The following is a 25949-nucleotide window of genomic DNA, read 5'->3' as shown; positions in this document are numbered from 1 at the left end:
GTCTATCCCGCGGTGACGCCGATCTCCGCGGGAAGTTTTGCGTAGACGAGCTGCAGGCCGGCCGCGGCGATCGCGTTCAGGATCCGATCGGCCGTGGCGGCATCGGCGAAGAACTCGACGACGACAGGAAGTTCGCCGGCAAGCTCGAAGAAACCGACGTCGTGCCTGCCATGGCGCCCGAATCCGGCGAGCGCGCGAAACGCCGAGCCGCCTGCGACGCCGAGTTCCTGCGCCGTATCGAGCAGCCATTCATAGGTCAGCCTGCCGTGATGGCGGCTCGCTTCCGAGACAAACACCTGCAGGCAGATCGCGTTCATTTGAGGAATTTCAACGAGTAGAAACCGAGGCCGGTTGCGATGAACGACCCGGCCAGATGCGCGAACGCGATCAGGCTGCCGGTGAGCCAGAGGCCGCGGGTGAGCGCGGTGACGACCTCGGCGGAAAACGTCGAGAAGGTCGTGAGCCCGCCGAGCAGGCCGGTGATGACGAAGAGCCGCGCCTCCGGCGGCACCCCTGGATGTTCTGCGAACCAGGCGAGCACGAGACCGATGAAATAGCCACCGATGACGTTCGCGGCCAGCGTCCCGAGCGGCATCGCCGGATACGCCGGATTGAGCCACAGACCGAGCCCCCAGCGCAGCCACGCGCCGACCGCGGCGCCGAAACCGACGGCGAGGAAGGCGGTCATCGCGAACGCGCGGCAGACGTGATCATGCGCGCATTCTAGCCGAGAAGCCGCGCGGCCCGCGGCTTACATGGCGTCGCGGATGATCTCGTCGAGCAGTTGCTCGATCTCGGCAAACGCCTTCTTGAGCGCGGCGTTGCGCGTTTCGGGCGGCTTGCGGTAGGCAAGGTAGACGTTCTTGTCGTTCGGCCGCGTATACACCGCGACGCTGTACGGACAGATCACCATCGCCTGGGGATCGGCTTCCATCATGCGGCGCGAGAGCGCGGCGCTGCAGAATTCGAACTGCTCGCCCGCACTGTAGACCTGTTTGCTCGCGCCGAGGTCCTTGCCGGTGCGGTCGAGCATCTCGGCGATATGGTTGGTGTGATTGATAACGAGGCCCTTGCCCTCGATCGCCATCTGCAGCGCGTCGCGGACCATCTCGAATTCGCCCTGCGTCTTGTATATCCGGACGTAGCCCTCGTCCGCGAACGCGGAAAACGGCAGCAACAGCATCGCCCACATCACAACGAGTTTTTTCATCACGGTCTTCTCCTCGGTTCAGATTTCATTTTTAGGCCCCCGCGCCGCGATGGCAATGGGCCTTTGTTACACTCGCCGCCATGAACAGGCAACTCAAGGCCGACGGCCGGTTCTGGCTGACGCTCGACGGCAGAAATTTCCTCGGGCGCGGGCGCGTCGAACTGCTGCAGCGCGTGCGCGAAACCGGCTCGATCTCCAAGGCCGCCAAAGCGATGAAGATGAGCTACAAGGCGGCCTGGGACGCGGTCGACGCCATGAACGCCGCGTGGCAGTCGCCGCTGGTCGAGAGCGGGCCCGCCGGCAGCAGGCTGACGGACGACGCAGAACGGCTGATCATCGTGTTCCAGAACGCGGAGGCGCAGCATACGGCGTTCATGGCGACGCTCGGGGCCAGCGTCGGGCGGGACGCGTCGTGAGGGCTCACGTGCCGGTCGCCGCGTTGTCGCCTGCCGCCGAAGGACGCGAGCGATAAAAGGTCAGCGGCGCCGTCTGCCGCGCCACCGCGGGCTTGAGCTTTCCGAGCACGTGCATCTCGCAGCGCTTGCAGTCGAAGCGCAGGGTGAGCTTTTCGCTGCCGTTGACGAGGGTCAGCGGCGCGGCGCGCACCGTCCCCTGCACGCCAGTCACGCCCTTGGCCTGCTTCGGGCACAGCGACAGCGAATAGCGCACGCAGTGGCGCGTGATCATCAGCGACACCTCGCCCGTCTCCGCGTGCCCTTCATAAGCGGCGGCGACGACCCGGACGCCGTGCCTGAGGTAAAAGTCGCGCGCTTTGCTGTTGGCGACATTGGCGAGATACGAGAGCGTGTCCTCCGGGTAGACGACCGGCGGCTCGATCGGTCGCGCTCGCGGCGGGCGTTCGTAGGCGCGGGCGCGCGCGGTCTCGAGCGCCGAGACGGCGTCGCGGCGCAGGGCATTGAGAAACGACGGGGGGAGAAACCAGGACGCGCTCAGTTCGAGCGCAATGCCGGTCGCGGCGAAAGGCGTCCCGCCGAGTTTTCCGAGTTGCTCGCGGAGCATCGGCTCGCTTTTCGCGGCGTCCTTTGCCGCCTCCTTGGCGTGAGGCGCTGAGACGGTCGCGGTGTGGCCGTCCTCGTCGGTCAATGTCAGCGCGAAGCCATCCGCCGTTTCCCCAAAGCGCAGCCAGACCGCGATGCGGCGTTCGCTCGACGGTCGGGCGAGCAGGCGCGTCCAGTTCATGTCGCGGTTGCGGTTGACCGGGGTTCCGGCGCGCAAGTCCTTGAAGCCTGCGATCGGATCCTTGGGGAACACGCGCCACAGGCCCTCGCCCGCTTTTTCGGCGCGGTTGATGGCGAGACCGGCCAACTCCTTCTGCAGCGTGTAGTAGCACAGCCCGTCGCCGTTGTTGAGCACGAGATCGGCCGCATCGACCCGCACCTCGAGCCATTTGTCAGCGACCTTGACGACGTGACCGATCGGCAAGCCGGGATTCTTGGGCGTGTCGAACGCACCGATGTCGGCCTTGCGGCCTTCCACGAAGTAGTCGGTGAACTCGCGATTGAAGTTCTGGTTGGGATCCGGCGTGAAGCTGAACGACGTACGCCCGGACGAGGCGCGGGCGAATTCCGGGCGCCGTTCGAGGATCTCGTCGAGCAGAACGCGGTAGTGGGCGGTGATGTTCTTCACGTAGCCCATGTCCTTGTAGCGCCCCTCGATCTTGAAGCTGCGGATGCCGGCGTCGACGAGCGCCTCGAGGTTCCGACTCTGATTGTTGTCCTTCATCGACAGCACGTGTTTGTCGTGCGCGACGATGCGGCCCTCCATGTCGGTGACCTGATACGGCAGGCGGCAGGCCTGCGAGCAGTCCCCGCGATTGGCGCTGCGCCCGGTGTGGGCATGGCTGATGTAGCACTGCCCGCTGTAGGCCACGCACAGCGCGCCGTGGACGAAGAATTCGAGCGTGGTCGCCGGATCGGTCGCGGCGCGGATCGCGGCGATCTCCCGGAGATCGAGTTCGCGTGCGAGCACGAGTTGCGACAGCCCGACATCCTGCAGGAAGCGCGCCTTCTCCGGCGTGCGGATGTCGCACTGGGTGCTCGCGTGCAGCTGGATCGGCGGCAGGTCGAGCTGCAGGAGTCCCATGTCCTGGATGATCAGCGCGTCGACGCCGGCTTCGTAAAGCTGCCAGATCTGGCGACGTGCCGGCTCGAGTTCGTCGTCGGCGAGAATGGTGTTGAGCGTGGCGAACACGCGCGCGTTGAAGCGATGGGCGTGTGCGACGAGCCGTGCGATGTCGGCGATATCGTTGCACGCTGCCGCCCGCGCGCCGAACGCGGGGCCGCCGATGTAGACCGCGTCGGCGCCGTGATTGACGGCCTCTATACCGATATCGGCGTCGCGCGCAGGCGCGAGCAGTTCGAGTTGATGCGGGTCCACTGGGCGTTCCATGCGGCAAAACGCCATTTTACCTATTACCTGGCGGGATCGCCGCGCGCGAGGTGCAGTGCCGGTGTCTCCTTGACCGCGCGCAGGGCCAGGGTGAGCCGAACCTCGTCGCCGACGAGGAAGGCGTATTTGCGCATGTTGAAATCCGAACGCCGGATCGTCACGCTCGCCTGCGCGAGACACACGTCGGCCTTGAAGGTCTCGTCGGCGGCGCAGCGGAAACTGCCGAGTGCGAGCGTCACACGCCGGGTCACGCCCTTGATGCTGAGGTCGCCGCTGAGCGTCGGATGCTCGCCGTCGAGCGTCATCTGTGTCGAGCGGAAGGTGATGGCCGGATGGTTGGCGCTGTCGAAGAAATCCGCGCCCAATAGCGTTTCGTTCAGGGACGCAGCCCCCGTATCGACCGAGGAGACGTCGATCCGCACGTCGGCGCGACCGGTGCGCGCGGCACGGTCGACGATGAGTGTGCCGCTGATTCTTTCGAAGCGGTGCGTGCGCGCGTGACGAACCCCAGGCTGCGATAGCTGAACAGCGAGGATGTGCGATGGGCGTCGATGACGTAGGTTTCGGAGGCCGCGTGGGTGGCGGCGGTGAAAAGGACAAGCGCGGCAAAGGTGGCTGGACGTTTCATTCGAGCTCCTCGTTGAGGGAACACGCAGACACTTCCATTGGACACTTCAGAACCCCGGCAGCTCGGATACGCCGAGCGGAGGCCGGTCTGCTTCCCCGGCAAGGGACGTGCCACGCGGCGGCCCCGCCGGGAACGCCGAAAAATCGCTTGTCTAACAATGGCTTGAGGAAATCTCCCCAAGACCGGGGGGCGACGCCGCGCGCCGCAATGTGACGGAATACCGCCGCGGCGACGGGTTACGCGCCACCCGCCGGGTCGGGCCGGCGGACTGGCGAGCGCTCGGCTACTCGGCGGCCGGCGCGTGCTCCTTCACGGCCTCGATCGCGAGGTTCAGCGTGACTTCGTCGCTGACGTAGGGCGCGTTCTTGCCCATGTTGAATTCCGAGCGCTTGACCTGCGTGGTGGCGTTGGCGCCGCAGGCATCGACCTTGAGCATCGGGTGCGGCTGGCATTTGAAGTGGGTGATCGTCAGGCTGACCGGCTTGGTCACGCCCTTGATGGTGAGCGCGCCGCTCAGGCTCGCGGGGACGTCGCCCTTGAACTGCATCGCGTCCGCCTTGAAGCGGATCGTCGGGTACTTCGCCGTGTCGAAGTAGTCGGCGCCCTGGATATGCTCGTTGAACAGGGCGTAACCGGTATTCACCGAGGTCGCCTCGATCGTCACGTCGGCCGATCCGGTCTTCGCGGCGCGGTCGATCACGATCTTGCCGCTGGTCTTGTCGAATTTGTGCGTCTGGTTCGAGAAGCCCAGATGGTTGTAGGTGAAGTGCGGGTAGGTGTGACTGTTGTCGATGACGTAGGTCACGGGCGCGGCCTGCGCGGACAGCACGAAGCCGGCGGACAGAATTGATGCAAGGGTGGCAAGACGGTTCATTTCGATCTCCTTCGGTGGATGAGCACGGTTAGTTGCCGCGGGCGGCAATTCGGAACTTGACCCGGACTTCGTTGGCGACGGCCGAGACGTCGGCCCACATGCCCTCGCCGATGCCGAAATCGAGGCGCTTGAGGACGAAGGCGCCGTCGAACGTGGCGACCTCGCGCCCTGGCGTATAGGTGACGGGCACCGTCAGCGGGCGGCTTTTGCCCTTGAGCGTCAGCGTGCCGTCCAGGGCGTAGCGGTTGCCGCCGAGCGCACGCACCTCGCGCGAGACGAAAGTCGCCTTCGGAAAGACGCTGCGGTTGAACCAGAGCTTCCCGGCGGCCTCCTCGTCGGCCTCGGGCGAACCGGCGTCGATGCTGGCGAGGTCGATCTCGATCCGCGCCTGCCCCGCTTCGGGTCTGGCCGGGTCGAAGCGCAACGCAGTGGCGAAGCGCTTGAAGCCGCCTTTAACCGGAACGCCCATCTGGCGGAATTCGAAGGCAAGCGTGCTCTTTTCCGGCAGCACAGTGCGGTACTCGACGGCGTGCGCCGCGGGCGCGGTAAACGCGGCCAGCAGCGCGGCCAGTCTCAGTGTCGACCTCATGACAACTCCTTTCTTCCCCAGCCCATGCGCTGCAGGAACGGGTGACGTTCGATGAAGTGATGCTGCAGGGCCGCCGCGACGTGGACGACGACCAAAGCCAGCAACGTGATGTTGAGCCCCTTGTGCACCGTGGTCAGCAGCTCGCCGAGCTCGCGATTCTTGTCAACCAGATCGGGCAGCGGAAGCACACCGAACCACACGGTCGGGAAGCCCTTGGCCGAACTCATGAGCCAGCCCGAGAGCGGGATCGCGACCATCAAGAGGTAAAGCAGGCCGTGCACGGCGGCGCTCGCGCGGCGCTGCCAGGCAGGCAGCGGCGGAAGCGCGGGCGGCGGATGGCCGGCGCGCCAGGCGAGCCGGAGCGCGACGAGCAGGAAAATCGTCACCCCGATCCACTTGTGATAGCTATAGAGCTGGAGCTTGTACGGCGAGAGCGGCAGCTCGTGCATGTACACGCCGAGCGGGAAGGCCGCGAAGATCCCCAGCACGACCAGCCAGTGCAGCACGATCGCCGGGGTCGAATACCGGCTCACCGTGCTCATGACGCCTCCTTGCGGAAGATCTGCTCGAGGCCGCGCAAGGCCTCGCGCCAGCGCGCATGGTCGGCCGCGCCGGTGCCGGCGAAGCGCTGCGCGAGGTAGTCCATGTGCGCAGGAAAGACCGTGCTGAAAAGGCGCTCGCCGGCCTGGGTCAGGCGGATGATCTGGCAGCGGCGGTCGCTGTCGTGGGCGGCGCGCTCGACCCAGCCGCGTGCGACCAGACGGTCGACGATGCCGGTCAGCGTGCCCTTGGTGATCAGGGTTTTCTCGCCGAGCTCGGTCGCCGTCATGCCGGCCGTGTTGCCGAGCGTCGCGACGATGTCGAACTGCGGCGGCGTCAGACCCGCGGCACGGATGTCGGCGGCCGACGACGCCTCGAACGCCTGGTAGCACTCGACGAGGGCGCGCAGGGTCGGCAGGAATTCGGGTTGCTTGGGCATGGGCGCTAATTTGTTCTAACCAGAACCAAATTTAGTTCTTGTTAGAACAAATGTCAAGCGGCCCTGGGAACCCCTTACGCGCTGCCTCCGGCTGCGACGCTCAGCGTTTCTCCCAGCGCCCGGCGGCGGCTTCGTCGCTGGCGCGCGCCTCGACCCAGCGCTCGCCGTCCGGCGTCTCTTCCTTCTTCCAGAACGGCGCACGCGTCTTCAGCGCGTCCATGATGAATTCGCACGCGGCGAACGCCTCACCGCGGTGGGCGCTCGCGACCGCGACGAGCACGATCGGGTCGCCCGGCAGCAGACGCCCGACGCGATGGACCACGCTCACGTCGAGCAAGGCCCAGCGCGCGCAGGCCTCGTCGACCAGCGCGGCGAGCGCCTTCTCGGTCATGCCCGGGTAATGTTCGAGCGTCATCGCGGCGACGCCGCTGCCTTCGTTGATGTCGCGCGCGAGTCCGACGAAGCTCGCGACCGCGCCGACGTCGCGCCGGCCGTGCGTCAGCGCCGCGACTTCGCTGCCGAGATCGAAGGCTTCGTTCTGTACCGCGATTTTCATGGCTAGCCTCCGGTCACGGGCGGAAAGATCGCGACTTCGGCGCCCTCCGCAAGCGTCGCGTCGAGCGCGACGATTTCCTGATCGACCGCGACACGGAAAGGCCGGCCTGCGCCGAGCTCTTCGGCCCACACCCCGCCGCGGCGCTGCAGTTGCGCGATCAGATCGGCCACGCTGCCCCCGGCGACATCAAGCGTTTCTTCGGCCAGGCCGAAGCGCTCGCGCAGGCGCGCGAAATACAGCAGGCGGACGATCATGCGAGGAGCTCCGAGAACGGGATGAAACGCACGAGATCGCCCGGCGCCACGGTCTGCCCGATCGCCACATCGACGAGACCGTGGGCCCACGCACAGGACGTGAGGACGCCCGAACTCTGGTTCGCGAAGAGCGCGAGCCGCCCGTCGTGCTGCAGCTGCGCGCGCAGGAATTCACGCCGCGTGCCGGGCTTGGCCCAGGTGAACCCGGCGGGCACGCTGAAAGCGCGGTAGAGCACGTCGCCGGCGCCCATGCGCTTGAGCAGGAAGGGACGCACGAAGAGACAGAAGGTCACGAAGGCCGAGACGGGATTGCCGGGGAGGCCGATGAAATCGGTATCGTTCACGCGTCCGTAGACGAGCGGCTTGCCGGGTTTCATCGCGACTTTCCACATTTCCACGCGGCCGAGCCTGTCGACGGCCGCCTTGACGTAGTCGGCCTCGCCGACCGACACCCCGCCGCTCGTGATGACGACGTCGGCGACGCTCGCCGCGCCTTCGAGCGCGGCCTCGGTCGCTTCCAGGGTATCAGGCACGATGCCGAGGTCGATGAGTTCGCAGCCGAGCCCCTGCACGAGCCCGGTCAGCGTATAGCGGTTCGAGTTGTAGATCTGCCCCGGCCGCAGCGGCGTGCCCGGCGTGACGAGTTCGTCGCCGGTGAAGAAGCACGCGACCTTGAGCCGGCGAAACACGGCCAGCTCCGCGGCGCCGACCGACGCCGCCAGACCCATTTCGGCCGCGCCGATGCGCGTTCCGGCGGCAAGCACCTCGGCCCCCGCCACGATGTCCTCGCCGGCGCGGCGGATGTTCTCGCCCTGCCGCGGCATCGCGTTGACGACGACCTCGTCCCCGGCAACGTTGCAGTCTTCCTGCATCAGCACGGCGTCGGCACCCGCGGGAACCGGTGCGCCGGTGAAGATGCGGGCGGCGGTCCCGGGGCGCAGCGCCTCGCCGACCGCGCCGGCGAGGATGCGCTGCGTCACCGGCAGGGTCGCGCCGGGCGCCGCGACATCCGCGGTGCGAACCGCGTAGCCGTCCATGGCGCTGTTGTCCGCGGGCGGCACGGTGATCGCGGAGGTCAAGGGCGCGGCGAGGACGCGCCCGAGTGCGTTGGCGACGGGTACCACGGCGGTCGCCGCGAGCGGGCGCGCGCGTTCGAGCAAGGCATCAAGCAGTTGGTCGGCTGAGAGCATGGTTCAGGATGAAGTCGGTGAGTTGGGAAATCGAATCGATGTCGATGCGGGGAAAAGCGCGCGGCGGGTCGACGTCGGACGCGACTGCGAGAATATTCGCGTCGTCTGGAAATAGCCATGGACGCCCGGTCTGCGCGCGATGCACTTCGAGCTTCGGAATCGGCTCGCGCTTGTAGCCTTCGACCAACACGAGATCGCAGTGGCGCAGTCGGGCGAGCAGCGCATCGAGCGCCGGCGGCGCGTCGCGGTGCTCCGTCAGCAGCGCGGTGCGGTGATCCGACGCGAGCAACACCGCCGCCGCCCCGGCTTCACGGGCACGCCAGCTGTCCTTGCCCGGCTGGTCGATGTCGAAATCGTGATGCGTGTGCTTGATCACCCCGACGCGCAGGCCGCGCGCGGACAAGGCCGGCAGGACGCGCTCGACGAGCGTGGTTTTTCCGCTACCGCTGTAGCCGGCGATGCCGAAGACTTTCATGCCGTTGCCATCGGAAAGGAAGAGGGTTATATTTTTTCATATATAACCCGTCGTTGCCAATCACCAGCTATGAACGCGCCCGCCCTCGTCGACCAGTTTGGCCGCCACATCGATTATGTGCGGCTTTCCGTGACCGACCGCTGCGACCTGCGCTGCAGCTACTGCATGCCCGAGGGCTTCAAGGGTTTCGAGGAGCCCGCCGACTGGCTCGACTTCGACGAGATCGAGCGTCTGCTCGGCGCATTTGCCCGGCTCGGCGTGCGCCGCGTGCGCCTGACCGGCGGCGAGCCCCTGCTGCGCCGCGACATCAGCGGACTCGCGCGGCGCATCGCGTCCCTGCCCGGGATCGAGGACCTCTCGCTTTCCACCAACGCGACCCAGCTCGACAGGCACGCCGCCGCGCTGAAGGCCGCGGGCGTGACGCGTCTGAACGTCAGCCTCGATTCGCTGCAGCAGGCACGGGTCGAGCGGATCAACGGCCGCGACGTGCTGGCAAAGGTGATGACGGGCCTTGCCGCGGCGCAGGAAGCGGGCTTTGCGCCGATCAAGCTCAACATGGTCGCGATGCGCGGCAGCAACGACGACGAAATCGACGAGATGGTCGCCTTCTGCATGGACCGCGGCTTCGTCCTGCGCCTCATCGAGGCGATGCCGATGGGTGCGACCGGCCGCAACACCGAGTACCTGGACCTGCAGCCGGTAAAGGAACGCCTGCGCGCACGCTTCGGCCTCGTCGAAACCGCGCTGCCGGGCGGCGGGCCTGCGCGTTATCTCGGCACTGCCGACGGCGGCTTCAACGTCGGCTTCATCACGCCGATCTCGCAGCATTTCTGCGAAAGCTGCAACCGCATCCGCATCGCGGTCGACGGCACGGCATACATGTGCCTCGGGCAGGACGAGAAATTCGAGTTCCGCCCGCTTCTGCGCGACGGCTGTTCGGACGCCGAGCTCGACGCGGCGATCGTCGAGGCAATCAACCTCAAGCCCGAACGCCACGAATTCCGCGAGGCGCCGCACAAGCTCGTGCGCTTCATGTCGATGACCGGCGGTTAGTCGCCTACTCGGCGCTCGCGGTGCGAAACCCGGCGTAAGGATCGCGGCGGTGCGGCAGATAGAAATTGCGAAACCCGGGTCGCTTGAGCGCGGCGTCGGTCAACGGGCCGCCGCCGCGCAATTCCCAGTGCGTATCGAACCAGGGCTGCGAGTAGTCGCGATAGGGGTCGGGTGCGAAGCCCGGATACGGCGTGAACGGATCGCGCAGCCACTCCCAGGCATCGCCCGAGCGAAACCCCGGATACTGCCCGGCGCGGACCCACTGCGCCGCGGTCGGCAGCGCCCGCCCGCGCCATGCCGCGTAGGCCTCGGCCTCGAAGCGGTTGACGTGCAGCATCGCGAGGTCCGCCGCGAGCGGCGTCCAGCGCTCGAAGCGGCGGACCTCCCAAGTTCCGTCCGCGGGCCGCCAGTACATGGGATGCTGCGCGCCATTCGCAGCGCGCCACTGCCATCCCTCGTCGGTCCATAGCGCACGCTGCTGGTAGCCGCCGGTGTCGACGAATTCGGCGAACTCGGCTTCGCCGACCGGCGACGCGTCGATGTCGAACGCGGCGTACGCCGCCGGATGACGCCACTTTTCGTTGTCGAAAATGAAGCCGGCGTCGGCACTGCTGCCGAGATCGATCTCGCCGCCGGCGAACGCGAGGCGACGCGAGGGTGTGCGCGCCACGCGTTCGAGCGACGCCGGCGGCGCGTAGCCGAGGTTCTGGAAGGCCATCCACCACGCCTCGACGTGCATGAGTTCGTGATAGAGGCTCAGTTCGGCGAAATACGCGAGCCGGTCGTCGAGCGCGGTGTGAAGGCGCGCCGCCACGGCGTCGGCGACGCGCGCCGCATAGGCGTCGACGGCCTCGGGCGCGGGCAGCGCGAGGTCCCAGCGCGTGTCGTGGGCGACGCTCGACGAGTCGTAGAGCGCGTCGGCGCCGGGCAGAAGACTTTCGGCCCGGCCGCCGTCCGCGCCCTCGCGCAGACACCAGCGCTCCTGGAACCAGACGATGTGCCCGTATTCCCACAGCGGCGGATTGAGGTGCGGCGCCTTGGGTCCGAGCCAGCCGTTGTTTTCCGGCAGGCGATCGATCAGGCTTTGCAGGCGCCCGCGCGCCTCGGCGAGGCGGGCGACGAGTTGATCGGCGCGGTAGCCGCTGATAGGTCGAGTTGCGTTCATGTTGTATAAAACACTTTAGCCCATGCGTGCGGCGCCCACTTCTCACAGACCCGAACATGAACGACACCACCGCTCTTCCGATCCGTCTCACCCAGTTCTCGCACGGCGGCGGCTGCGGCTGCAAGATCGCCCCGGCCGTGCTGCGCGACATCCTCGCCGACACACCCTTCTCCTCGCACGTGGCGGCCGCCTACCCCGATCTGCTCGTCGGGATCGAGCACGGCGACGACGCGGCGGTCTACAAGCTCAACGACGAGCAGGCGATCGTCGCGACGACCGACTTCTTCATGCCCATCGTCGACGACCCCTTCGAGTTCGGACGGATCGCCGCGACCAACGCGCTCTCCGACGTCTACGCCATGGGCGGGCGGCCGCTTTTTGCGCTCGCGATCGTCGGCATGCCGATCGGCAGGCTGCCGAACGAGGTGATCCGGCAGATTCTCGCCGGCGGCGAAGCGGTCTGCAAAGCCGCAGGCGTGCCGATCGCCGGCGGCCACTCGATCGACGCACCGGAGCCGATCTATGGTCTGGTGGGCATCGGCGTAGTGAACCCGCGCAGGGTCAAGCAGAACGCGGGCGGCCGCGCGGGCGACAGCCTGGTCCTCGGCAAGCCGCTTGGCGTCGGTGTCTACAGCGCGGCGCTGAAAAAAGGCCTGCTGAGCGACGCCCAGTATGCGGCAATGATCGCCGCGACGACGCAGCTGAATACCCCGGGCGGCGAACTCGCGGACGCCGCCGGCGTTCATGCGATGACCGACATCACGGGCTTCGGCCTGCTCGGCCATCTGCTCGAGATCACGCGGGCGTCGGGGTTGTCGGCCGAGGTCGAACTCGGTCGTCTGCCGCTGTTGCCGGGCGTCGGCGAGCTGGCGCAAGGTGGCCACGTCACAGGCGCGAGCGCACGCAACTGGGCGAGCTACGGCGGCGAAGTCGTGTTGCCCGACGCCATGCCCGAGTGGCAACGCGCATTGCTCACCGACCCGCAGACGAGCGGCGGACTGCTCGTGAGCTGCGATCCCGCTGCGCGCGACACCGTGCTCGATATCTTTCATCGCCACGGCTTCGCGGACGCTGCGGAAATCGGCCGCCTCGGCGCCGGCAGCCGGGTCACGGTCCGCCCCTAGTGGCCTTCGCCTTCCAGGACTATCCCGCCGCCCACGACGACGTGCGCGGCGAGGTCCTCGCGGGACTTGCCGCGCATCCGAAGGCAATTCCGCCGAAATATTTCTACGATGCCGCCGGCTGCCGACTGTTCGACGCGATCTGCGCACAGCCCGAATACACGCTGTGCCGCACCGAGCAAAGTCTCATGGCGGCCCATCTGCCCGAGATCGCCGACGCCGTGGGCGAAGTCGACTGCATCATCGAGCCCGGCGCAGGGGACTGCGTCAAGGTGAGGCAGCTGCTTGGTGCGCTGCATCCGAAGAGCCTCGTCGTCATCGACATCGCCGGCGCCCCCCTGGCGGCGGCTGCCGAAGCCGTCGCGCGCGACCATCCCGGGCTCGCCGTGTCCGCCTTGTCGATGGATTTTCTGCGCGATCTCGAAGCGGCCGCCCGGTGGCTCCCTTCGGGGCGGCGGCTCGTCTACTACCCGGGCTCGAGCATCGGGAATTTCGAACCGGAAGCCGTGAAGGCCCTGCTCGCGCGCTTCCGCGACTTGGCTGGCCGGCAGGGACGGCTGCTCATCGGTTTCGACCTGAAGAAGGATCCGCTGCGGCTGCACGCAGCGTACAACGACGCGGCCGGGATGACCGCCGCGTTCAACCTCAACCTGCTGACGCGGCTCAATCGCGAACTCGACGCCGATTTCGACCTCGCGCGCTTTCGCCACTATGCGTTCTATCAGCCCGTGCGCGGCCGCGTCGAGATGCATCTCGTCAGCCTCGCGGAACAGACGGTGCGGGTCGCGGGCGAATCCTTCCGCTTCGCGCTCGGCGAGACGCTGCATACCGAGCATTCGTACAAATACCGCGGCGACGAATTCGCGGCGCTGGCCGAATCCGCAGGCTGGCAATGCGCGCGGCACTGGGAGCACGAGGGCTTCGCGGTGCAGTTGTATGGCGCATGCGAAACCGGCTGACGCCGAGTCTCGCCGCGTTTATCCCCTTCGTCGGCCGGGTCGGGTCCGCGCCGCGAGCCCGTAGAATTTGCGCATGGCCACGCTTGAATCGCTCACCTTCGACAACGGCTTCGCCCGTCTGCCCGAGACCTATTACGCGCGCGTCTGCCCGACACCGGTGCCCGATCCCTATCTCGTCTGCTACAGCCCCGAGGCACTGTCGCTGCTCGATCTCGACGCAACTGAACTGAAGCGGCCCGAAACGATCGAGACGCTCGCCGGCAATCGCCTGCTGCCCGGCATGGACGCCATCGCCGCACTCTACGCCGGCCACCAGTTCGGCCATTACGTGCCGCAGCTCGGCGACGGCCGCGCGATCCTCCTGGGCGAAGTCAGGAACCGCGCCGGCGAGGGTTGGGAGATCCAGCTCAAGGGCGCCGGGCGCACCCCCTATTCGCGCGGCGGCGACGGGCGTGCGGTGCTGCGCTCGAGCATCCGCGAATTTCTCTGCTCCGAGGCGATGCACGCGCTCGACATTCCGACCACGCGCGCACTCGCGGTCGTCGGCAGCGACCACCCGGTCTACCGCGAGGACGAGGAGACCGCTGCACTCGTCACGCGGCTCGCCCCGAGCTTCGTGCGCTTCGGCTCGTTCGAGGTGTTCTACTACCGCAACCAGGTCGAGCCGATCCGGCATCTCGCCGATTACGTCATCGCGCGCTACTACCCCGAACTCAAGACGCTCGCCGACCCCTACCCCGAGTTCCTGCGCCAGGTTTCGCTGCGCACGGCCGAACTCATGGCGCAATGGCAGGCGGTCGGCTTCTCGCACGGCGTGATGAACACCGACAACATGTCGATTCTCGGCCTCACGCTCGACTACGGCCCTTTCGGCTTTCTCGACGCCTTCGACCCCGGCTTCGTCTGCAATCATTCGGACACCGGCGGGCGCTACGCCTTCGACCAGCAGCCAGACGTCGCCGCGTGGAATCTCACCAAGCTCGCGCAGGCGCTTGTGCCGCTGATGTCGGTCGAGACCGCGTCGCAGGCGATCAGCGAGTACCCGCAGGCCTTCGGCCGCGCCTACCTTGCACGGATGGCCGCCAAGTTCGGCCTCGCACCGGGCGACGACACCGTGCCCTTGATCACGGACGCGCTACAGCTGCTGGCCGGCAATCGCGTCGACTACACGATCTTCCTGCGCAAACTGTGCGCTTTCGACAGCCAGGCGGATGCGGGCAACGCACCGCTGCGCGATCTCTTCCTCGACCGCGCCGCGTTCGACGCCTGGGCCGTGCGCTACGGCGCGGCCTTGCGGCAGCACGGCCAGCCTGACGCCGAACGCGCCGCCACGATGCGCACACGCAATCCGAAATACATCCTGCGCAACTACCTCGCGGAGAACGCGATTCGCCGGGCCGCCGATCTGCGCGACTACAGCGAAGTCGAGCGCCTGCATCGTCTGCTCGCCCGTCCCTTCGACGAACAGCCGGCGTTCGAGGCTTACGCGGCCGAGCCGCCGGACTGGGCGAAAAGGATCGAAGTAAGCTGCTCTTCGTGAAACCGGGTCCTGCCCTCCTTGTCTACCTGCTCGTCGCCGGACTGCTCGCCGCCTGCGGTGGCCAGCCGATTCAGCGCAAGGATGGCAGCAGCAGCCTGCGCGGGTTCAGCCTCAAAGAACTCGTGAAGAGCGACGTCGACACGGTCGTCGAGATCCATCAACACGAAGTCGCAACAGCACTGAAGACGCTGACGCTCAAGCTCTATCGCCGCAACCCGGGCGAATGGCGCAAAGCGGGATTCAGGAGCGCCGAAGCCGCGACCGATGCGCTGTTCGAAGCGCTGCCGAACTGGCGCTCATCGTCGCAACGCTCGATCAATTGGGAAGCGAGCGTACTCGATGCGCTGCGCGAGGACTACGCCGGCAATCGCGTCGAAGCCCTCATGGGCGGCCTGCTCGTGATGCACATGGCCGCCTACAACCACGAGACCGAGTTCTACCTGCTCTCGGAACTCGATCCGCAGAAGTTCTACAACGCCGCGCGCAACACCGAGGCCATCGTCTGGCGACTCGCCACCGCACGCGACCGGGGCGGGAAACCGCTGCTGCTCGCAAACGGCGTCGACGACAAGGGCGTCGCCAATCTCAGCTTCGAGCGCGAATTCGGCAAGCTCATCGGCCTGCAGGACACGTTGGCGAAAATCGTCGAAGACAAGAACAACCGCGCGATCCGCTTCGGCGTCGTCAACGTCGCCAGCATGATCCTGCTGCCGATCTGAACATGACCGCAGATGCCTATGCCTACTGCGCGACCCTCACGCGCGACCAGTGGGCTTGGGAATTCCTGCGCCGCAATCCGGACTACCAGCGTGATTACCGCGCCTTCATCGCAATCTGGCGCGCACTCGAAGCGGACTACGGCGCGCCTCCCGATCGCGATTTTTCGAAGTGGAAGCGCGACCCCCGCGCCTATGGCCCGCTTCCCGGCGAGGCCGAAGTCGCAACACCCAAGAGCGAACTGTGCACGGTCGACGACGAGCGCGTGCTGCTCGAATGCTGGATGGGTGCCAAGTGGGGCTTCTACAAATTCCCGCTCGACCCCGCGTGCATCGCGCCCGCGCCCGACGAACTGTCGTGGCGCCCGCCGCCGCAGCAGGAGCGGGAGATCGAAGCACCCTACCGCCTCGACGTCGCGTTCGATCTTTCCCTGCCGTTGCCGCCACAGCTCGAAGCCGCGAAGTTCCGCCTCGTCAGTCGCGCCGCCGACTTGCGGCGTCAGGGCTACGCGGCGCCGAAGACGGTGGCGAATCAGCGCGCCCACTGGACCACGATGCTGCGCCTGCTTGACGGCGCCGCCGCGGCAGACGCGGATGCCACGGGACTGCTGGATGAAGCACGGACGCTGGCTGCGGGTGGCTATCGCGAGATCCCGAGGCTGACACAGGATGCGCACCGGCCAATCAATGATGGATAAGGCCACGCCGATCGAAATTACCCAGGCCGTCGGGTTTTTCATAACGTAATATCGAAACCCCCAATCAGTAGATCTTAGGGATCAAAAGCTCCGTGAGAATTACCTCGCTCTATATGTCGGAAGGATCGGACTCTTGGGGTCTGTTGAATAACCATTAGGCGTCAAAAAAGGGGGATGACGTGGCTGACGAAAGCAGCAATACCGTTGCAATCATTGGTGCCATTACAGGACTGCTCTCCTTGGCTGTTGCCGCGGTCTCCGCCGCCACGGCCCTCGATCTGCAAATGCCGCGGAGACGTCTGCTCGTGAAGCGCACGCAGTGGAGGTCCGTGGCCTTATCCGCGATGTCATAGGTACGGCTCAAGGTGTACTCGCAGAACACCAGCGACTGGAAGCAAGCTCGTCTCGGCTCGTAAATGGATATCAGAGCCTGTTTGCCTTGGCTGGTCGTTCCAAAAGCGGACTGGAAATCAGCGCTCTTGCCAAGGTCGAGAAAAAGAAAGGCGAAATACCCGACCTGAGCGAAGAGGCGTCAAGGCTTATCGAGAATCCGAGTCTATTGCGCCGCTCATCTTCGGAAGATCTCGCCGCGACCCTCGCCAAGCTCCACGGGAACGTAGTGCGGTTGGCTGCTCTGCGGCAGGAGTTCGAGTCAGAGTTTGCCTCAGTTGAAGAACAAATCCGTCCGCACCGGGAGAAAGCCTTGGGCCGGTAGGCCATCAGTTACCTCACAAGCGGTTGCAGATCGACGCATACGGCGATCCAATTTTGCGGCCGCGGCGTCGCCTGCCAAACAAAACCGGGACACTCGGTCCCGGTTTTTGATGCCTATGCAGAAGCGCGATGCGCGCAAAGCAGCTTAAGCGAAATTCGCTTCGGCAAACTTCCAGTTCACCATGTTGTTGAGGAAGGTCTCGACGAACTTGGGACGCAGGTTGCGGTAGTCGATGTAGTAGGCGTGCTCCCACACGTCGACGCACAACAGGGCCTTGTCGCCGGTGGTCAGCGGGGTGCCGGCGGCGCCCATGTTGACGATGTCGACCGAGCCGTCGGCCTTCTTGACGAGCCAGGTCCAGCCGGAGCCGAAGTTGCCGACGGCGCTGGTCTGGAAGGCCTTCTTGAATTCGTCGAGCGAACCCCACTTCTTGTTGATCGCGTCAGCGAGCGCGCCGCTCGGGGCACCGCCACCGTTGGGGGTCAGACAGTTCCAGAAGAAGGTGTGGTTCCAGACTTGCGCCGCATTGTTGTAGATGCCGCCGGCCGGAGCGGTCTTGACGATGTCCTCGAGGGACTTGCTCTCGAATTCGCCACCCTTGATCAGGTTGTTGAGATTCGTGACGTAGGCCTGATGGTGCTTGGCGTAGTGGTATTCGAAGGTCTCCTTCGACATGTGCGGCTCGAGCGCGTCCATAGCAAAAGGCAGTGCGGGCAAGGTATGTTCCATAACTCTCTCCTGATATTGAACAAACTGAAACAACAACTAAACACTCTAGTGCGTCCGGCGCGCTTTGCAGACCCTTTCACGCATCCGGTTTTGATTGCCGCAAAAGAAAAAGGGTCGGTATGACCCGACCCTGCTTCTTGTGTTGATTGGTCGGGGCGAGAAGATTCGAACTTCCGACCCCCTGCACCCCATGCAGGTGCGCTACCAGGCTGCGCTACGCCCCGACGAAGCCCGAGATTCTAGCAGAGGAGTCGCGTCCGGCGTAAGCCTGTTAACCTAATATTTTCAGAATCGCGGCGAGTTCGCTGCGCAGTTCGCCGACATCGAGGCCGGTCGTCGCGCCTGCCGGCGCAGGGCTCGGCGCCGAATCGGCGTCATGTTCGAGGCGTTGGCGCGCACCGCTGATCGTGAAACCTTCTTCGTAGAGGAGTTCGCGGATGCGCCGGATCAGCAGGACTTCGTGGTGCTGGTAGTAGCGCCGATTGCCCCTCCGCTTGACCGGCCGCAACTGGGAGAATTCCTGCTCCCAGTAACGCAGCACGTGCGCCTTGACGGCGCACAGCTCGGAGACTTCACCGATCGTGAAATAGCGTTTCGCCGGAATCGGCGGGAGTTCACTCTTGGCTGGGCGTTCCAATTCGGGCGCCTTCGACCTGCGACTTGAGTTTCTGACTGGCGTGGAAGGTCACCACGCGGCGAGCCGAGATCGGCATTTCCTCGCCGGTCTTCGGATTGCGTCCGGGGCGCTGCGGCTTCTCGCGACACTGGAAGTTGCCGAAGCCCGAGAGCTTGACGATGTCGCCCTTCTCGAGCGCGAGACGGATTTCATCGAAAAACGATTCGACGACGTCCTTCGCCTCGCGTTTGTTCAAGCCCACTTTTTCGAACAGCAGTTCGGCCAGATCAGCTTTGGTGAGAGTCGTCATGGTGTAGAGGCCGCAATGGCAGGTGAAAAATCAGTCATGCGCGCAGCGTGGCGCTGCACCGACGGGCGGCGGCGTCGACCAGTTTCTGCACCGCTTCGTCGACATCCCGATCCGTCAATGTGCGTTCAGTATCTTGCATAACTACCCGTATTGCAAGGCTTTTTTGGTTCTGATCCACACCCTTTCCCCGGTAGTCGTCGAACACTTCGATCGCGCGTATCGATGCCGGCGCCGCTTCACGTAGCGCCGCGAGCAAGTCGCCCGCGGCAAGGCCGGCGTCCAGGACGAAGGCAAGATCGCGGCGGACCTGCGGAAAGCGCGACAGCCCCGCGTGTCGCGGCAACGCACGCCGGGCAAGGATTTCGCTGTCGAGCTCGAACAATACCGGCGCGGCGGCGAGGTCGAACGCCTGCACCAGACGCGGATGCAGGGCGCCGATCCAGCCCCCGCGGTGACCGTCCACCCAGAGCGCGGCGCTTTGCCCGGGATGAAGCGCAGGATGCTCGCCGCGCCCGGCGTCGAGCGGCTGCCCGAAAAGCCGCTCGAGGTCGCCCTTGACGTCGAAGAAATCGACGCGTCGCCCCGGCACGCCCCACTGCTCGGGCAGCGCTTCGCCGTAGGCCAGGCCGCCGAGCTTCCGCGGCTGCTCGGCGAGCGAGGCGTACACCCTCCCGAGTTCGAAGATCCGCACCCGCTCCTGCTGACGGTTCAGGTTGTGGCGCAGCGTCTCGATCAGTCCGCCCCATAGCGTCGTACGCATGACCGAAAGCTGGCTCGCGATCGGGTTCGCGAGCGTGAGCAGGCGTACGTCGGGGTCGAGCGCCTGCTCCCCTGCCGGATCGACGAAGCTGTAGGTGATGACCTCCTGATAATCGAGGTCGACCATCTTTTGCCGCAGCGCGTCGTCGGCGATCCGCGTTTCGTCTTGCGCAAGCATGCGCGAGGGCGCGGCGGGCGGCCGCGCCGGAATGCGGTCGTAGCCGAACAGACGGACGGCCTCCTCGATCAGGTCTTCCTCGATCGCGAGGTCGAAGCGAAAGCTCGGCGGGGTAACGACGAGACGCTCATCCGCCTGCTCGACGACACAGCCGAGCGCGGCGAGATCCCGGATGACCTGATCGGCGCCAAGCTCGACGCCGGCAACGCGGCGCAGGCGGGAAAGACGCAGCTCGATCGGCTCGCGCCGCGGCAGCGAACCCGTGACCTCGCTGATCGGCCCCGGCTGACCGCCACAGATGTCGAGCAGCAGTTGCGTCGCGCGCTCCATCGCCGCGTGGATCGCACCGAAATCGACGCCGCGCTCGAAGCGGTGCGCCGAATCGGTCGAAAGCCCCAGGCGACGCGCACGCCCGGCGATCGCTGCGGGGGCGAAGAACGCGGCTTCGAGGAAGACGTCGACGGTGGCGCGCTCGACGCTGGTCGCCTGCCCGCCCATGATCCCGGCGAGCGCGACCGGACCGCTCGCGTCGGCGATCACCAGCATGTCGGGCGACAGTTCGACCGTCTGCCCACTGAGCAGCGCGAGCGTTTCTCCCGCGCGCGCCAGCCGCACCTCGATCCCGCCGGACAGGCGCGACAGCGCGAAGGCGTGCATCGGCTGGCCCAGCTCGAGCAGGACGTAATTGGTGACGTCGATCGGCGCGAGCAGCGGGCGGATGCCGCCCCGCTCGAGGCGCTCGGCCATCCAGCGCGGCGTCGTCGCCTGGGCGTCGATGCCGCGCACGACGCGGCCGAGGTAGCGCGAACACGCGTCGCTCGCGGCGACCGTCACCTCGACGGTATCGGCGATGCGGGGCGCGACCGGCGATGCCTGGGGAATGCGGACTTCTGCACCGGTAATCGCGCCGACTTCGCGCGCGATGCCGACGAGCGACAGGCAGTCCGCCCGGTTCGGCGTGAGCTTCAGCGTGACGAGCGTATCGTCGAGATTGAGCCAGCCACGCAGGTCCTCCCCCACGGGCGCATCGTCGGGAAGCACCATGAGGCCGTCGGCTGCGCCTTCGAGGCCGAGTTCCTTCGTCGAGCACAGCATGCCGAACGACTCGACGCCGCGCACCTTGGCGACCTTGATTTCGATGCCCGGCAGTTTCGCCCCCGGGCGCGCGCACGGAACCTTGAGACCCGCCGCCGCGTTCGGCGCGCCGCAGACGATCGTCGCGGGCGCGGCCTCACCGATGTCGACCTGGCATACGCGCAGGCGGTCAGCGTCGGGATGCTTCTGGGCCGAGAGAATTTCCGCCACGACCACATCGTTGAAAGGCGGTGCCGCCGCCGTCAGCGCTTCGACTTCGAGCCCGGCCATCGTCAGGGCGTGGGCGAGTTCGGTGGTATCGAGCGCGGGATTGACGAGCTTGCGCAGCCAGGCTTCGGAAAATTGCATGATAAGTGCGCCGTATTTAGTTGAAATTCTTCAGGAAACCGCTCCGGCCCATGCCGTGCAAGGACAACTCTCCGACGAAGCGATCCGCGCCCGACTAATTGAATTGCTTGAGAAAACGCAGATCATTTTCGAAAAACAGCCGCAGGTCGTCGACGCCGTAGCGCAGCATCGCGAGGCGCTCGACGCCGAGGCCGAAGGCGAAGCCGATGAAACGCTCGGCGTCGACGCCGACGTGCCTGAAGACGTTGGGGTGGACCATGCCGCAGCCGAGCACCTCGAGCCAGCCGGTGTGCGAGCACACGCGGCAGCCCGAGCCGCCGCACATCACGCAGCCGATGTCCATTTCCGCCGAGGGCTCGGTGAACGGGAAGAACGAGGGGCGAAAGCGCACGGCAAGGTCGTCGCGTTCGAAGAAGTTGCGCATGAAGTCGGCGAGCACGCCCTTCAGGTCGGCGAACGACACCGACTCGTCGACCCACAGGCCCTCGATCTGGTGAAACATCGGCGTGTGGGTGACGTCGGAATCGCAGCGGTAGACGCGGCCCGGCGCGATGATGCGCAGCGGCGGCTCGTGCGTCTGCATGTGCCGGATCTGCACCGGCGACGTGTGCGTGCGCAGCAGTTCACCGCCGCCCGCATTGTTCTGGCGCAGATAAAAGGTGTCGTGCATGGCCCGCGCCGGATGATCCTCGGGGATGTTGAGCGCGGTGAAGTTGTAGAAATCGGTCTCGATTTCCGGCCCCGTCGCCACGTCGAAGCCGATCGAATGGAACAGCGCCTCGATGCGCGCGAGCGTGCGCGACACCGGATGCACGCCAGCCGTGCCGAGTCCGCGGCCGGGCAGGGTCACGTCGAGCGTCTCGGCCGCGAGCTGGCGGTCGAGTTCGGCCTGCTGCAAGGCCTCGCGCCGTATCTTGAGCGCCGCCTCGACGGCCTGCTTGGCTTCGTTGATGCGCGCACCCGCGGTCTTGCGCGCGTCCGCCGGCATCGCGCCGAGGCTCTTCAGCAGTTCGGTGAGCTGGCCGCTCTTGCCGAGGTAGCCGGCCTTGATCTGTTCCAGGCTCGGCAGGTCAGGGCAGCCATGGATGGCGGCTAGGGCTTCGGCAACGATTTCGTTGGGGTTGCGCATGGCGGAAATCTCGAATCACTCACAAACAAAAAAAGGCCTTGCGGCCTTTTCTTGTGACACGTTGACGGCTTACGCCGCCAGCTTGGCCTTGACCTGATCGACGATCTTGGCAAAGGCGTCCTTGTCGAAAATCGCGATATCCGACAGCACCTTGCGGTCGACCCCGATCTCGGCGCGGCTCAAACCGTTCATGAACACGCTGTAGGTCAGGCCGTGCTGGCGGGCTGCCGCGTTGATACGGGCGATCCACAGTGCGCGGAACTGGCGCTTGCGCTGACGACGGTCGCGGTACTGGTATTGACCGGCCTTCATCACCGCTTCGTTGGCGACGCGGAATACGTTCTTGCGACGACCGCGGTAACCCTTGGCGGCGTCGAGGATCTTCTTGTGGCTGGCGCGGGCGGTTACGCCCCGTTTGACGCGTGGCATCTAATCTCTCCTTATGCGTAGGGCAACATGCGGGCAACCGCCTTGTGGTTGCTGGCATTGACGGTTTCCATGCCGCGCAACTGGCGCTTACGCTTGGTGCTCTTCTTGGTGAGAATATGACGCATGAAGGCGTGCGAGCGCTTGAAACCGCCGCCGCCGAGCGCGCGGAAACGCTTCGCAGCGCCGCTCTTGCTTTTCATCTTGGGCATGATGCTTCCTTTATTTCATGCAGCCAGGTGACCCCGCGACGCGGAATGCTTCACCTACCCGGATGCACGTATTGTCGGCGTTTTGGCCCTGACGAGCCGAGGAACGCCAGCCTCACAAACCTTATTTCTTCTTCGGCGCCAGCATCATCACGAGCTGACGACCTTCCATCTTCGGGAACTGCTCGACGACGGCCAATTCGGCCAGATCCGTCGACACCCGTCTCAACTGCGCCATGCCGATTTCCTGGTGGGCCATTTCGCGGCCCCGGAAACGCAGCGTAATCTTCGTCTTATCGCCTTCTTCAAGAAACTTGATCAGGTTCCGCAGCTTGATCTGGTAATCGCCCTCGTCCGTGCCCGGACGGAACTTGATTTCCTTGATCTGGACCTGCTTCTGCTTGAGCTTGGCTTCGTGCTGCTTCTTGCTTTCCTGATACTTGAACTTGCCGTAGTCCATGATCTTGGCCACGGGCGGCTGCGCCGTGGGCGCGATCTCTACCAGGTCCAGGTCAGCTTCCTCAGCCTGCCGCAGCGCCTCGTAGATCTTTACGATGCCAAGCTGCTCCCCTTCCGCGCCGACCAAACGCACTTCAGGCGCCGTAATCTCGCCGTTGATGCGTGTCTGCTTCTTTTCTGTCGCGATGAGTCGTTCTCCAAATAAAACCCGGCGCCATGCCGAGGCAAATGGCCAAACACTAAATAAAGAAGGCGCGGAACGAAGTCCCCACGCCTTGTTTGACCGCTGTTACTGACGCGCCAGGACTTCCGCCCTGAGCCGCGCAATCAAGTCATCCAAACCCAACTGCCCCATGTCCTGGTTGCCGCGGGCGCGGACTGCGACCACGCGCGCCTCCATTTCCTTGTCGCCGACGACAAGCTGATAGGGCAGCTTCTGCAAGCTGTGCTCGCGGATTTTATAGTTAATCTTGTTATTACTCAAGTCCAGCGCGGCCCGGATTCCGGCGCGGCGCAAGGCCTCGGCGACCGCCTCGGCGTAGGCCGCCTGGCGCTCGCTGATGTTCATCACCATGACCTGGACCGGCGCGAGCCACAACGGGAAGTTCCCGGCGTGGTGTTCGATCAGGATGCCGATGAAGCGCTCCATCGAGCCGAGGATCGCGCGGTGGAGCATCACCGGGATCTTGCGCGTGTTGTCCTCGGCGACGAATTCGGCGCCGAGCCGCACCGGCAGGTTGAAGTCGAGTTGGATCGTGCCGCACTGCCACAGACGGCCGAGCGTGTCCTTGAGCGTGAATTCGATCTTCGGCCCGTAGAACGCGCCCTCACCCGGCTGCAGGTCGAAGGAGAGACCGTTCTTCTCGAGCGCGGCTGCGAGCGCCGACTCGGCCTTATCCCAGCTCTCGTCCGAGCCGACGCGCTTGTCGGGCCGGGTCGAAAGCTTGACCAATACGTCGTTGAAGCCAAAGTCGGCGTAGACCTTCTGCAGCATGACGATGAAGTCGGCCACCTCCTGCTCGACCTGCTCCTCCATGCAGAAGATGTGCGCGTCGTCCTGAGTGAAGCCGCGCACGCGCATGATGCCGTGCAGCGCGCCCGACGGCTCGTTGCGGTGGCACGAGCCGAACTCGGCGAGCCTGAGCGGCAGGTCCCGATAGGAATGCAGCCCGCTATTGAAGATCTGCACGTGACCTGGGCAGTTCATCGGCTTGACCGCGTAGTCGCGGTTTTCCGACGCCGTCGTGAACATGTTGTCGCGGTAGTTTTCCCAGTGGCCGGATTTCTCCCACATGCTGCGGTCCATGACAGCCGGCGTGCGCACTTCCTGATAGCCGTATTCGACGAATTTCTCGCGCATGTACTGCTCGATCTGCTGCCAGACGATCCAGCCCTTGGGGTGCCAGAACACCATGCCCGGCGCTTCATCCTGCATGTGCAGGAGGTCGAGCTGCTTGGCGAGCCGGCGGTGGTCGCGCTTCTCGGCCTCCTCCAGCCGGTGCAGATAGGCCTCGAGGTCCTCCTTCTTCGCCCACGCCGTGCCGTAAATGCGCTGCAGCATCGCGTTCTTCGAGTCGCCGCGCCAGTACGCGCCGGCGAGCTTCATCAGCTTGAACGCGCGCGGCAACTTGCCGGTCGACGGCAGGTGGGGGCCGCGGCAGACGTCGAACCACTCGCCCTGACGGTAGATCGACAGCTCCTCGCCCTTGGGTATCACCTCGTCGATGATCTGCACCTTGTAGGTCTCGCCGAGATCGCCGAACACCTTCATCGCCTCGTCGCGGCTCCACACCTCGCGCCGGATCGGCAGGTCGCGCTTGACGATCTCGTCCATGCGCTTCTCGATCTTCTCGAGGTCTTCTGGCGTGAAAGGCTGCTCGCGCGCGAAGTCGTAGTAGAAGCCGTCCTCGATCGCCGGGCCGATCGTCACCTGGGTACCCGGGTAGAGCTCCTGCACGGCCTGCGCCATCACGTGCGCCGCGTCGTGGCGGATCAGGTCGAGCGCCTCGGCGTCCTTGGCGGTGACGATCGCGAGCTGCGCGTCGGCGTCGATCACGTAGCTGGTATCGACGAGTTTGCCGTCGACCTTGCCCGCGAGTGCCGCCTTGGCAAGCCCGGCGCCGATGCTCGACGCGACCTCGGCGACCGTGACGGGACCCTCGAAGGGGCGGACCGAGCCGTCGGGCAGCGTGACAGTGACCATGTTTCAGACTCCGGAAAAGAAAAAAAGCGCGGACCGGCCGCGCTTTTCGGGGTACTACATTTTTCAAGATTGCAGAACGTCTGCGAACGACTGTGCGCCGGGTGTTTATCCAGTGACAGCCGAGCTAGTTCGCGGTGACATTTCGCAACCCCCACAGGCCATCCCGGCCCTCTGAATATTGGTAGGCGCGATTGGACTCGAACCAACGACCCCCACCATGTCAAGGTGGTGCTCTAACCAGCTGAGCTACGCGCCTAATGCGGGGCGCATCATAACCGAAAGCCGCTGTGACTGTCGAGTCGGCGGCGCTTTTTTTCAGTGCTCAGTCACCTGCGAAAAAATACTTGTTGGTGATGC

At 65.5% G+C, this 25949-nt stretch carries 32 protein-coding genes and 2 tRNA genes; 8 read left to right on the top strand and 26 right to left on the bottom strand.

The features are described 5' to 3' along the window. Positions 1–2: 2 nt before the first annotated feature. The 3 genes from TBD_RS05230 to TBD_RS05220 all read right to left on the bottom strand — a co-directional run bounded on the left by TBD_RS05230 (position 3) and on the right by TBD_RS05220 (position 1210). Positions 3–317: a DUF190 domain-containing protein gene (locus TBD_RS05230; protein ID WP_011311549.1), complete on the bottom strand. Its 315-nt coding sequence runs from the start codon at positions 315–317 to the stop codon at positions 3–5. Continuing rightward, a complete protein-coding gene (gene crcB, locus TBD_RS05225; protein WP_011311548.1) occupies positions 314–688 on the bottom strand; it encodes a fluoride efflux transporter CrcB in 375 nt (124 codons plus the stop codon). Before crcB ends, TBD_RS05230 begins: the two co-directional genes overlap by 4 nt. Before the next feature lie 63 nt (positions 689–751). Continuing rightward, positions 752–1210 carry a DUF302 domain-containing protein gene (locus TBD_RS05220; RefSeq protein ID WP_011311547.1) on the bottom strand — a complete coding sequence of 153 codons (459 nt, stop codon included), beginning with the start codon at positions 1208–1210 and terminating at the stop codon, positions 752–754. Positions 1211–1290: 80 nt separating this feature from the next. Here TBD_RS05220 and TBD_RS05215 point away from each other — a divergent pair, with 80 nt between their 5' ends. Next, positions 1291–1626 carry a winged helix-turn-helix domain-containing protein gene (locus TBD_RS05215; protein WP_011311546.1) on the top strand — a complete coding sequence of 112 codons (336 nt, stop codon included), beginning with the start codon at positions 1291–1293 and terminating at the stop codon, positions 1624–1626. A 4-nt stretch (positions 1627–1630) separates the two neighbouring features. Here TBD_RS05215 and TBD_RS05210 read toward each other — a convergent pair whose 3' ends face one another. The 11 genes from TBD_RS05210 to mobB all read right to left on the bottom strand — a co-directional run bounded on the left by TBD_RS05210 (position 1631) and on the right by mobB (position 9164). Beyond that, entirely contained in the window at positions 1631–3619 is a 1989-nt protein-coding gene (locus TBD_RS05210; protein ID WP_041432391.1) for a peptidase U32 family protein, read from the bottom strand. A 23-nt stretch (positions 3620–3642) separates the two neighbouring features. Further along, complete coding sequence (locus TBD_RS14490) at positions 3643–4077, bottom strand: YceI family protein (protein WP_238376515.1); 435 nt, start codon at positions 4075–4077, stop codon at positions 3643–3645. Beyond that, a complete protein-coding gene (locus TBD_RS15095; RefSeq protein ID WP_238376500.1) occupies positions 3996–4247 on the bottom strand; it encodes a hypothetical protein in 252 nt (83 codons plus the stop codon). Before TBD_RS15095 ends, TBD_RS14490 begins: the two co-directional genes overlap by 82 nt. Before the next feature lie 283 nt (positions 4248–4530). Next, positions 4531–5121: a YceI family protein gene (locus tag TBD_RS05200; RefSeq protein WP_011311543.1), complete on the bottom strand. Its 591-nt coding sequence runs from the start codon at positions 5119–5121 to the stop codon at positions 4531–4533. Positions 5122–5149: 28 nt separating this feature from the next. After that, the gene (locus TBD_RS05195; RefSeq protein ID WP_011311542.1) at positions 5150–5710 is read right to left on the bottom strand and encodes a YceI family protein; all 561 of its coding nucleotides are present in this window, start codon (positions 5708–5710) and stop codon (positions 5150–5152) included. Next, positions 5707–6252, bottom strand: a complete 546-nt coding sequence (locus TBD_RS05190; RefSeq protein WP_011311541.1) for a cytochrome b — start codon at positions 6250–6252, stop codon at positions 5707–5709. The genes TBD_RS05195 and TBD_RS05190 overlap by 4 nt, the downstream gene beginning before the upstream one ends. Then, positions 6249–6689: a MarR family winged helix-turn-helix transcriptional regulator gene (locus TBD_RS05185; RefSeq protein WP_011311540.1), complete on the bottom strand. Its 441-nt coding sequence runs from the start codon at positions 6687–6689 to the stop codon at positions 6249–6251. The genes TBD_RS05190 and TBD_RS05185 overlap by 4 nt, the downstream gene beginning before the upstream one ends. A 100-nt stretch (positions 6690–6789) precedes the next feature. Beyond that, positions 6790–7245: a molybdopterin synthase catalytic subunit MoaE gene (moaE, locus tag TBD_RS05180; protein ID WP_011311539.1), complete on the bottom strand. Its 456-nt coding sequence runs from the start codon at positions 7243–7245 to the stop codon at positions 6790–6792. A gap of 2 nt (positions 7246–7247) precedes the next feature. Beyond that, a complete protein-coding gene (moaD, locus tag TBD_RS05175) occupies positions 7248–7499 on the bottom strand; it encodes a molybdopterin converting factor subunit 1 (protein ID WP_011311538.1) in 252 nt (83 codons plus the stop codon). Beyond that, positions 7496–8689 (bottom strand): molybdopterin molybdotransferase MoeA, encoded by a 1194-nt coding sequence (glp, locus tag TBD_RS05170; RefSeq protein WP_011311537.1) that lies wholly within the window; start codon positions 8687–8689, stop codon positions 7496–7498. Before glp ends, moaD begins: the two co-directional genes overlap by 4 nt. Further along, positions 8664–9164 carry a molybdopterin-guanine dinucleotide biosynthesis protein B gene (gene mobB, locus TBD_RS05165; RefSeq protein WP_011311536.1) on the bottom strand — a complete coding sequence of 167 codons (501 nt, stop codon included), beginning with the start codon at positions 9162–9164 and terminating at the stop codon, positions 8664–8666. The genes glp and mobB overlap by 26 nt, the downstream gene beginning before the upstream one ends. A gap of 69 nt (positions 9165–9233) precedes the next feature. Here mobB and moaA point away from each other — a divergent pair, with 69 nt between their 5' ends. After that, a complete protein-coding gene (moaA, locus tag TBD_RS05160) occupies positions 9234–10217 on the top strand; it encodes a GTP 3',8-cyclase MoaA (protein WP_011311535.1) in 984 nt (327 codons plus the stop codon). 4 nt (positions 10218–10221) lie between these two features. Here moaA and senA read toward each other — a convergent pair whose 3' ends face one another. Continuing rightward, the gene (gene senA, locus TBD_RS05155; protein ID WP_011311534.1) at positions 10222–11382 is read right to left on the bottom strand and encodes a selenoneine synthase SenA; all 1161 of its coding nucleotides are present in this window, start codon (positions 11380–11382) and stop codon (positions 10222–10224) included. 56 nt (positions 11383–11438) lie between these two features. On the opposite strand from senA, the gene selD reads away from it, so the two are divergent. The 6 genes from selD to TBD_RS05125 all read left to right on the top strand — a co-directional run bounded on the left by selD (position 11439) and on the right by TBD_RS05125 (position 17131). Continuing rightward, positions 11439–12506, top strand: a complete 1068-nt coding sequence (gene selD, locus TBD_RS05150; RefSeq protein WP_011311533.1) for a selenide, water dikinase SelD — start codon at positions 11439–11441, stop codon at positions 12504–12506. Then, entirely contained in the window at positions 12506–13462 is a 957-nt protein-coding gene (egtD, locus tag TBD_RS05145; protein WP_011311532.1) for an L-histidine N(alpha)-methyltransferase, read from the top strand. Before selD ends, egtD begins: the two co-directional genes overlap by 1 nt. Positions 13463–13535: 73 nt before the next feature. Then, positions 13536–15002, top strand: a complete 1467-nt coding sequence (locus TBD_RS05140) for a protein adenylyltransferase SelO (protein WP_011311531.1) — start codon at positions 13536–13538, stop codon at positions 15000–15002. Further along, on the top strand, positions 14999–15721 hold the full coding sequence (locus tag TBD_RS05135; RefSeq protein ID WP_011311530.1) for a hypothetical protein: 723 nt from the start codon (positions 14999–15001) through the stop codon (positions 15719–15721). The genes TBD_RS05140 and TBD_RS05135 overlap by 4 nt, the downstream gene beginning before the upstream one ends. A 2-nt stretch (positions 15722–15723) precedes the next feature. After that, on the top strand, positions 15724–16416 hold the full coding sequence (locus tag TBD_RS05130; protein WP_011311529.1) for a transcriptional regulator domain-containing protein: 693 nt from the start codon (positions 15724–15726) through the stop codon (positions 16414–16416). A 319-nt stretch (positions 16417–16735) separates the two neighbouring features. Then, on the top strand, positions 16736–17131 hold the full coding sequence (locus TBD_RS05125; RefSeq protein ID WP_148203008.1) for a hypothetical protein: 396 nt from the start codon (positions 16736–16738) through the stop codon (positions 17129–17131). A 144-nt stretch (positions 17132–17275) separates the two neighbouring features. Here the strand turns inward: TBD_RS05125 and TBD_RS05120 are convergent, their stop codons facing one another. The 11 genes from TBD_RS05120 to TBD_RS05070 form a co-directional block, all read right to left on the bottom strand. Then, on the bottom strand, positions 17276–17860 hold the full coding sequence (locus TBD_RS05120) for a superoxide dismutase (RefSeq protein WP_011311527.1): 585 nt from the start codon (positions 17858–17860) through the stop codon (positions 17276–17278). Positions 17861–18007: 147 nt separating this feature from the next. Further along, positions 18008–18084: transfer RNA gene (locus TBD_RS05115), tRNA-Pro, on the bottom strand. Positions 18085–18131: 47 nt separating this feature from the next. Further along, a complete protein-coding gene (locus TBD_RS05110) occupies positions 18132–18497 on the bottom strand; it encodes a MerR family transcriptional regulator (RefSeq protein WP_011311526.1) in 366 nt (121 codons plus the stop codon). Then, positions 18475–18786: an integration host factor subunit alpha gene (locus TBD_RS05105; protein WP_011311525.1), complete on the bottom strand. Its 312-nt coding sequence runs from the start codon at positions 18784–18786 to the stop codon at positions 18475–18477. Before TBD_RS05105 ends, TBD_RS05110 begins: the two co-directional genes overlap by 23 nt. Positions 18787–18820: 34 nt before the next feature. After that, positions 18821–21166 (bottom strand): phenylalanine--tRNA ligase subunit beta, encoded by a 2346-nt coding sequence (gene pheT / locus TBD_RS05100; RefSeq protein WP_011311524.1) that lies wholly within the window; start codon positions 21164–21166, stop codon positions 18821–18823. Between the two features lie 94 nt (positions 21167–21260). Continuing rightward, positions 21261–22295: a phenylalanine--tRNA ligase subunit alpha gene (gene pheS, locus TBD_RS05095; RefSeq protein ID WP_011311523.1), complete on the bottom strand. Its 1035-nt coding sequence runs from the start codon at positions 22293–22295 to the stop codon at positions 21261–21263. A gap of 69 nt (positions 22296–22364) precedes the next feature. Further along, the gene (rplT, locus tag TBD_RS05090; RefSeq protein WP_011311522.1) at positions 22365–22724 is read right to left on the bottom strand and encodes a 50S ribosomal protein L20; all 360 of its coding nucleotides are present in this window, start codon (positions 22722–22724) and stop codon (positions 22365–22367) included. A gap of 11 nt (positions 22725–22735) precedes the next feature. Continuing rightward, the gene (gene rpmI, locus TBD_RS05085; protein WP_011311521.1) at positions 22736–22933 is read right to left on the bottom strand and encodes a 50S ribosomal protein L35; all 198 of its coding nucleotides are present in this window, start codon (positions 22931–22933) and stop codon (positions 22736–22738) included. Positions 22934–23054: 121 nt separating this feature from the next. Then, positions 23055–23576 carry a translation initiation factor IF-3 gene (gene infC, locus TBD_RS05080; RefSeq protein ID WP_081429995.1) on the bottom strand — a complete coding sequence of 174 codons (522 nt, stop codon included), beginning with the start codon at positions 23574–23576 and terminating at the stop codon, positions 23055–23057. A 102-nt stretch (positions 23577–23678) separates the two neighbouring features. Continuing rightward, on the bottom strand, positions 23679–25592 hold the full coding sequence (thrS, locus tag TBD_RS05075; protein WP_011311519.1) for a threonine--tRNA ligase: 1914 nt from the start codon (positions 25590–25592) through the stop codon (positions 23679–23681). A gap of 179 nt (positions 25593–25771) precedes the next feature. Further along, positions 25772–25848: transfer RNA gene (locus TBD_RS05070), tRNA-Val, on the bottom strand. Positions 25849–25949 lie beyond the last annotated feature (101 nt).

Source organism: Thiobacillus denitrificans ATCC 25259, from assembly GCF_000012745.1.
GTDB classification, from domain to species: Bacteria; Pseudomonadota; Gammaproteobacteria; order Burkholderiales; family Thiobacillaceae; genus Thiobacillus; species Thiobacillus denitrificans_B.
The sequence above is the reverse complement of the archived record's forward strand: the minus strand, read 5'-3'. Positions and strand labels throughout refer to the sequence as shown.

Bases quoted from the DNA above. Each gene is read 5' to 3' on its own strand.
- rpmI (WP_011311521.1), bottom strand. From the start codon at position 22,933: ATGCCCAAGATGAAAAGCAAGAGCGGCGCTGCGAAGCGTTTCCGCGCG.
- TBD_RS05230 (WP_011311549.1), bottom strand. From the start codon at position 317: ATGAACGCGATCTGCCTGCAGGTGTTTGTCTCGGAAGCGAGCCGCCAT.
- TBD_RS05185 (WP_011311540.1), bottom strand. From the start codon at position 6,689: ATGCCCAAGCAACCCGAATTCCTGCCGACCCTGCGCGCCCTCGTCGAG.
- TBD_RS05140 (WP_011311531.1), top strand. From the start codon at position 13,536: ATGGCCACGCTTGAATCGCTCACCTTCGACAACGGCTTCGCCCGTCTG.
- mobB (WP_011311536.1), bottom strand. From the start codon at position 9,164: ATGAAAGTCTTCGGCATCGCCGGCTACAGCGGTAGCGGAAAAACCACG.
- TBD_RS15095 (WP_238376500.1), bottom strand. From the start codon at position 4,247: ATGAAACGTCCAGCCACCTTTGCCGCGCTTGTCCTTTTCACCGCCGCC.
- TBD_RS05190 (WP_011311541.1), bottom strand. From the start codon at position 6,252: ATGAGCACGGTGAGCCGGTATTCGACCCCGGCGATCGTGCTGCACTGG.
- TBD_RS05215 (WP_011311546.1), top strand. From the start codon at position 1,291: ATGAACAGGCAACTCAAGGCCGACGGCCGGTTCTGGCTGACGCTCGAC.
- glp (WP_011311537.1), bottom strand. From the start codon at position 8,689: ATGCTCTCAGCCGACCAACTGCTTGATGCCTTGCTCGAACGCGCGCGC.
- pheT (WP_011311524.1), bottom strand. From the start codon at position 21,166: ATGCAATTTTCCGAAGCCTGGCTGCGCAAGCTCGTCAATCCCGCGCTC.
- senA (WP_011311534.1), bottom strand. From the start codon at position 11,382: ATGAACGCAACTCGACCTATCAGCGGCTACCGCGCCGATCAACTCGTC.
- TBD_RS05105 (WP_011311525.1), bottom strand. From the start codon at position 18,786: ATGACGACTCTCACCAAAGCTGATCTGGCCGAACTGCTGTTCGAAAAA.
- moaA (WP_011311535.1), top strand. From the start codon at position 9,234: ATGAACGCGCCCGCCCTCGTCGACCAGTTTGGCCGCCACATCGATTAT.
- pheS (WP_011311523.1), bottom strand. From the start codon at position 22,295: ATGCGCAACCCCAACGAAATCGTTGCCGAAGCCCTAGCCGCCATCCAT.
- TBD_RS05210 (WP_041432391.1), bottom strand. From the start codon at position 3,619: ATGGAACGCCCAGTGGACCCGCATCAACTCGAACTGCTCGCGCCTGCG.
- moaE (WP_011311539.1), bottom strand. From the start codon at position 7,245: ATGAAAATCGCGGTACAGAACGAAGCCTTCGATCTCGGCAGCGAAGTC.
- thrS (WP_011311519.1), bottom strand. From the start codon at position 25,592: ATGGTCACTGTCACGCTGCCCGACGGCTCGGTCCGCCCCTTCGAGGGT.
- moaD (WP_011311538.1), bottom strand. From the start codon at position 7,499: ATGATCGTCCGCCTGCTGTATTTCGCGCGCCTGCGCGAGCGCTTCGGC.
- TBD_RS05200 (WP_011311543.1), bottom strand. From the start codon at position 5,121: ATGAACCGTCTTGCCACCCTTGCATCAATTCTGTCCGCCGGCTTCGTG.
- selD (WP_011311533.1), top strand. From the start codon at position 11,439: ATGAACGACACCACCGCTCTTCCGATCCGTCTCACCCAGTTCTCGCAC.
- TBD_RS05220 (WP_011311547.1), bottom strand. From the start codon at position 1,210: ATGAAAAAACTCGTTGTGATGTGGGCGATGCTGTTGCTGCCGTTTTCC.
- TBD_RS05195 (WP_011311542.1), bottom strand. From the start codon at position 5,710: ATGAGGTCGACACTGAGACTGGCCGCGCTGCTGGCCGCGTTTACCGCG.
- crcB (WP_011311548.1), bottom strand. From the start codon at position 688: ATGACCGCCTTCCTCGCCGTCGGTTTCGGCGCCGCGGTCGGCGCGTGG.
- TBD_RS05120 (WP_011311527.1), bottom strand. From the start codon at position 17,860: ATGGAACATACCTTGCCCGCACTGCCTTTTGCTATGGACGCGCTCGAG.
- TBD_RS05130 (WP_011311529.1), top strand. From the start codon at position 15,724: ATGACCGCAGATGCCTATGCCTACTGCGCGACCCTCACGCGCGACCAG.
- rplT (WP_011311522.1), bottom strand. From the start codon at position 22,724: ATGCCACGCGTCAAACGGGGCGTAACCGCCCGCGCCAGCCACAAGAAG.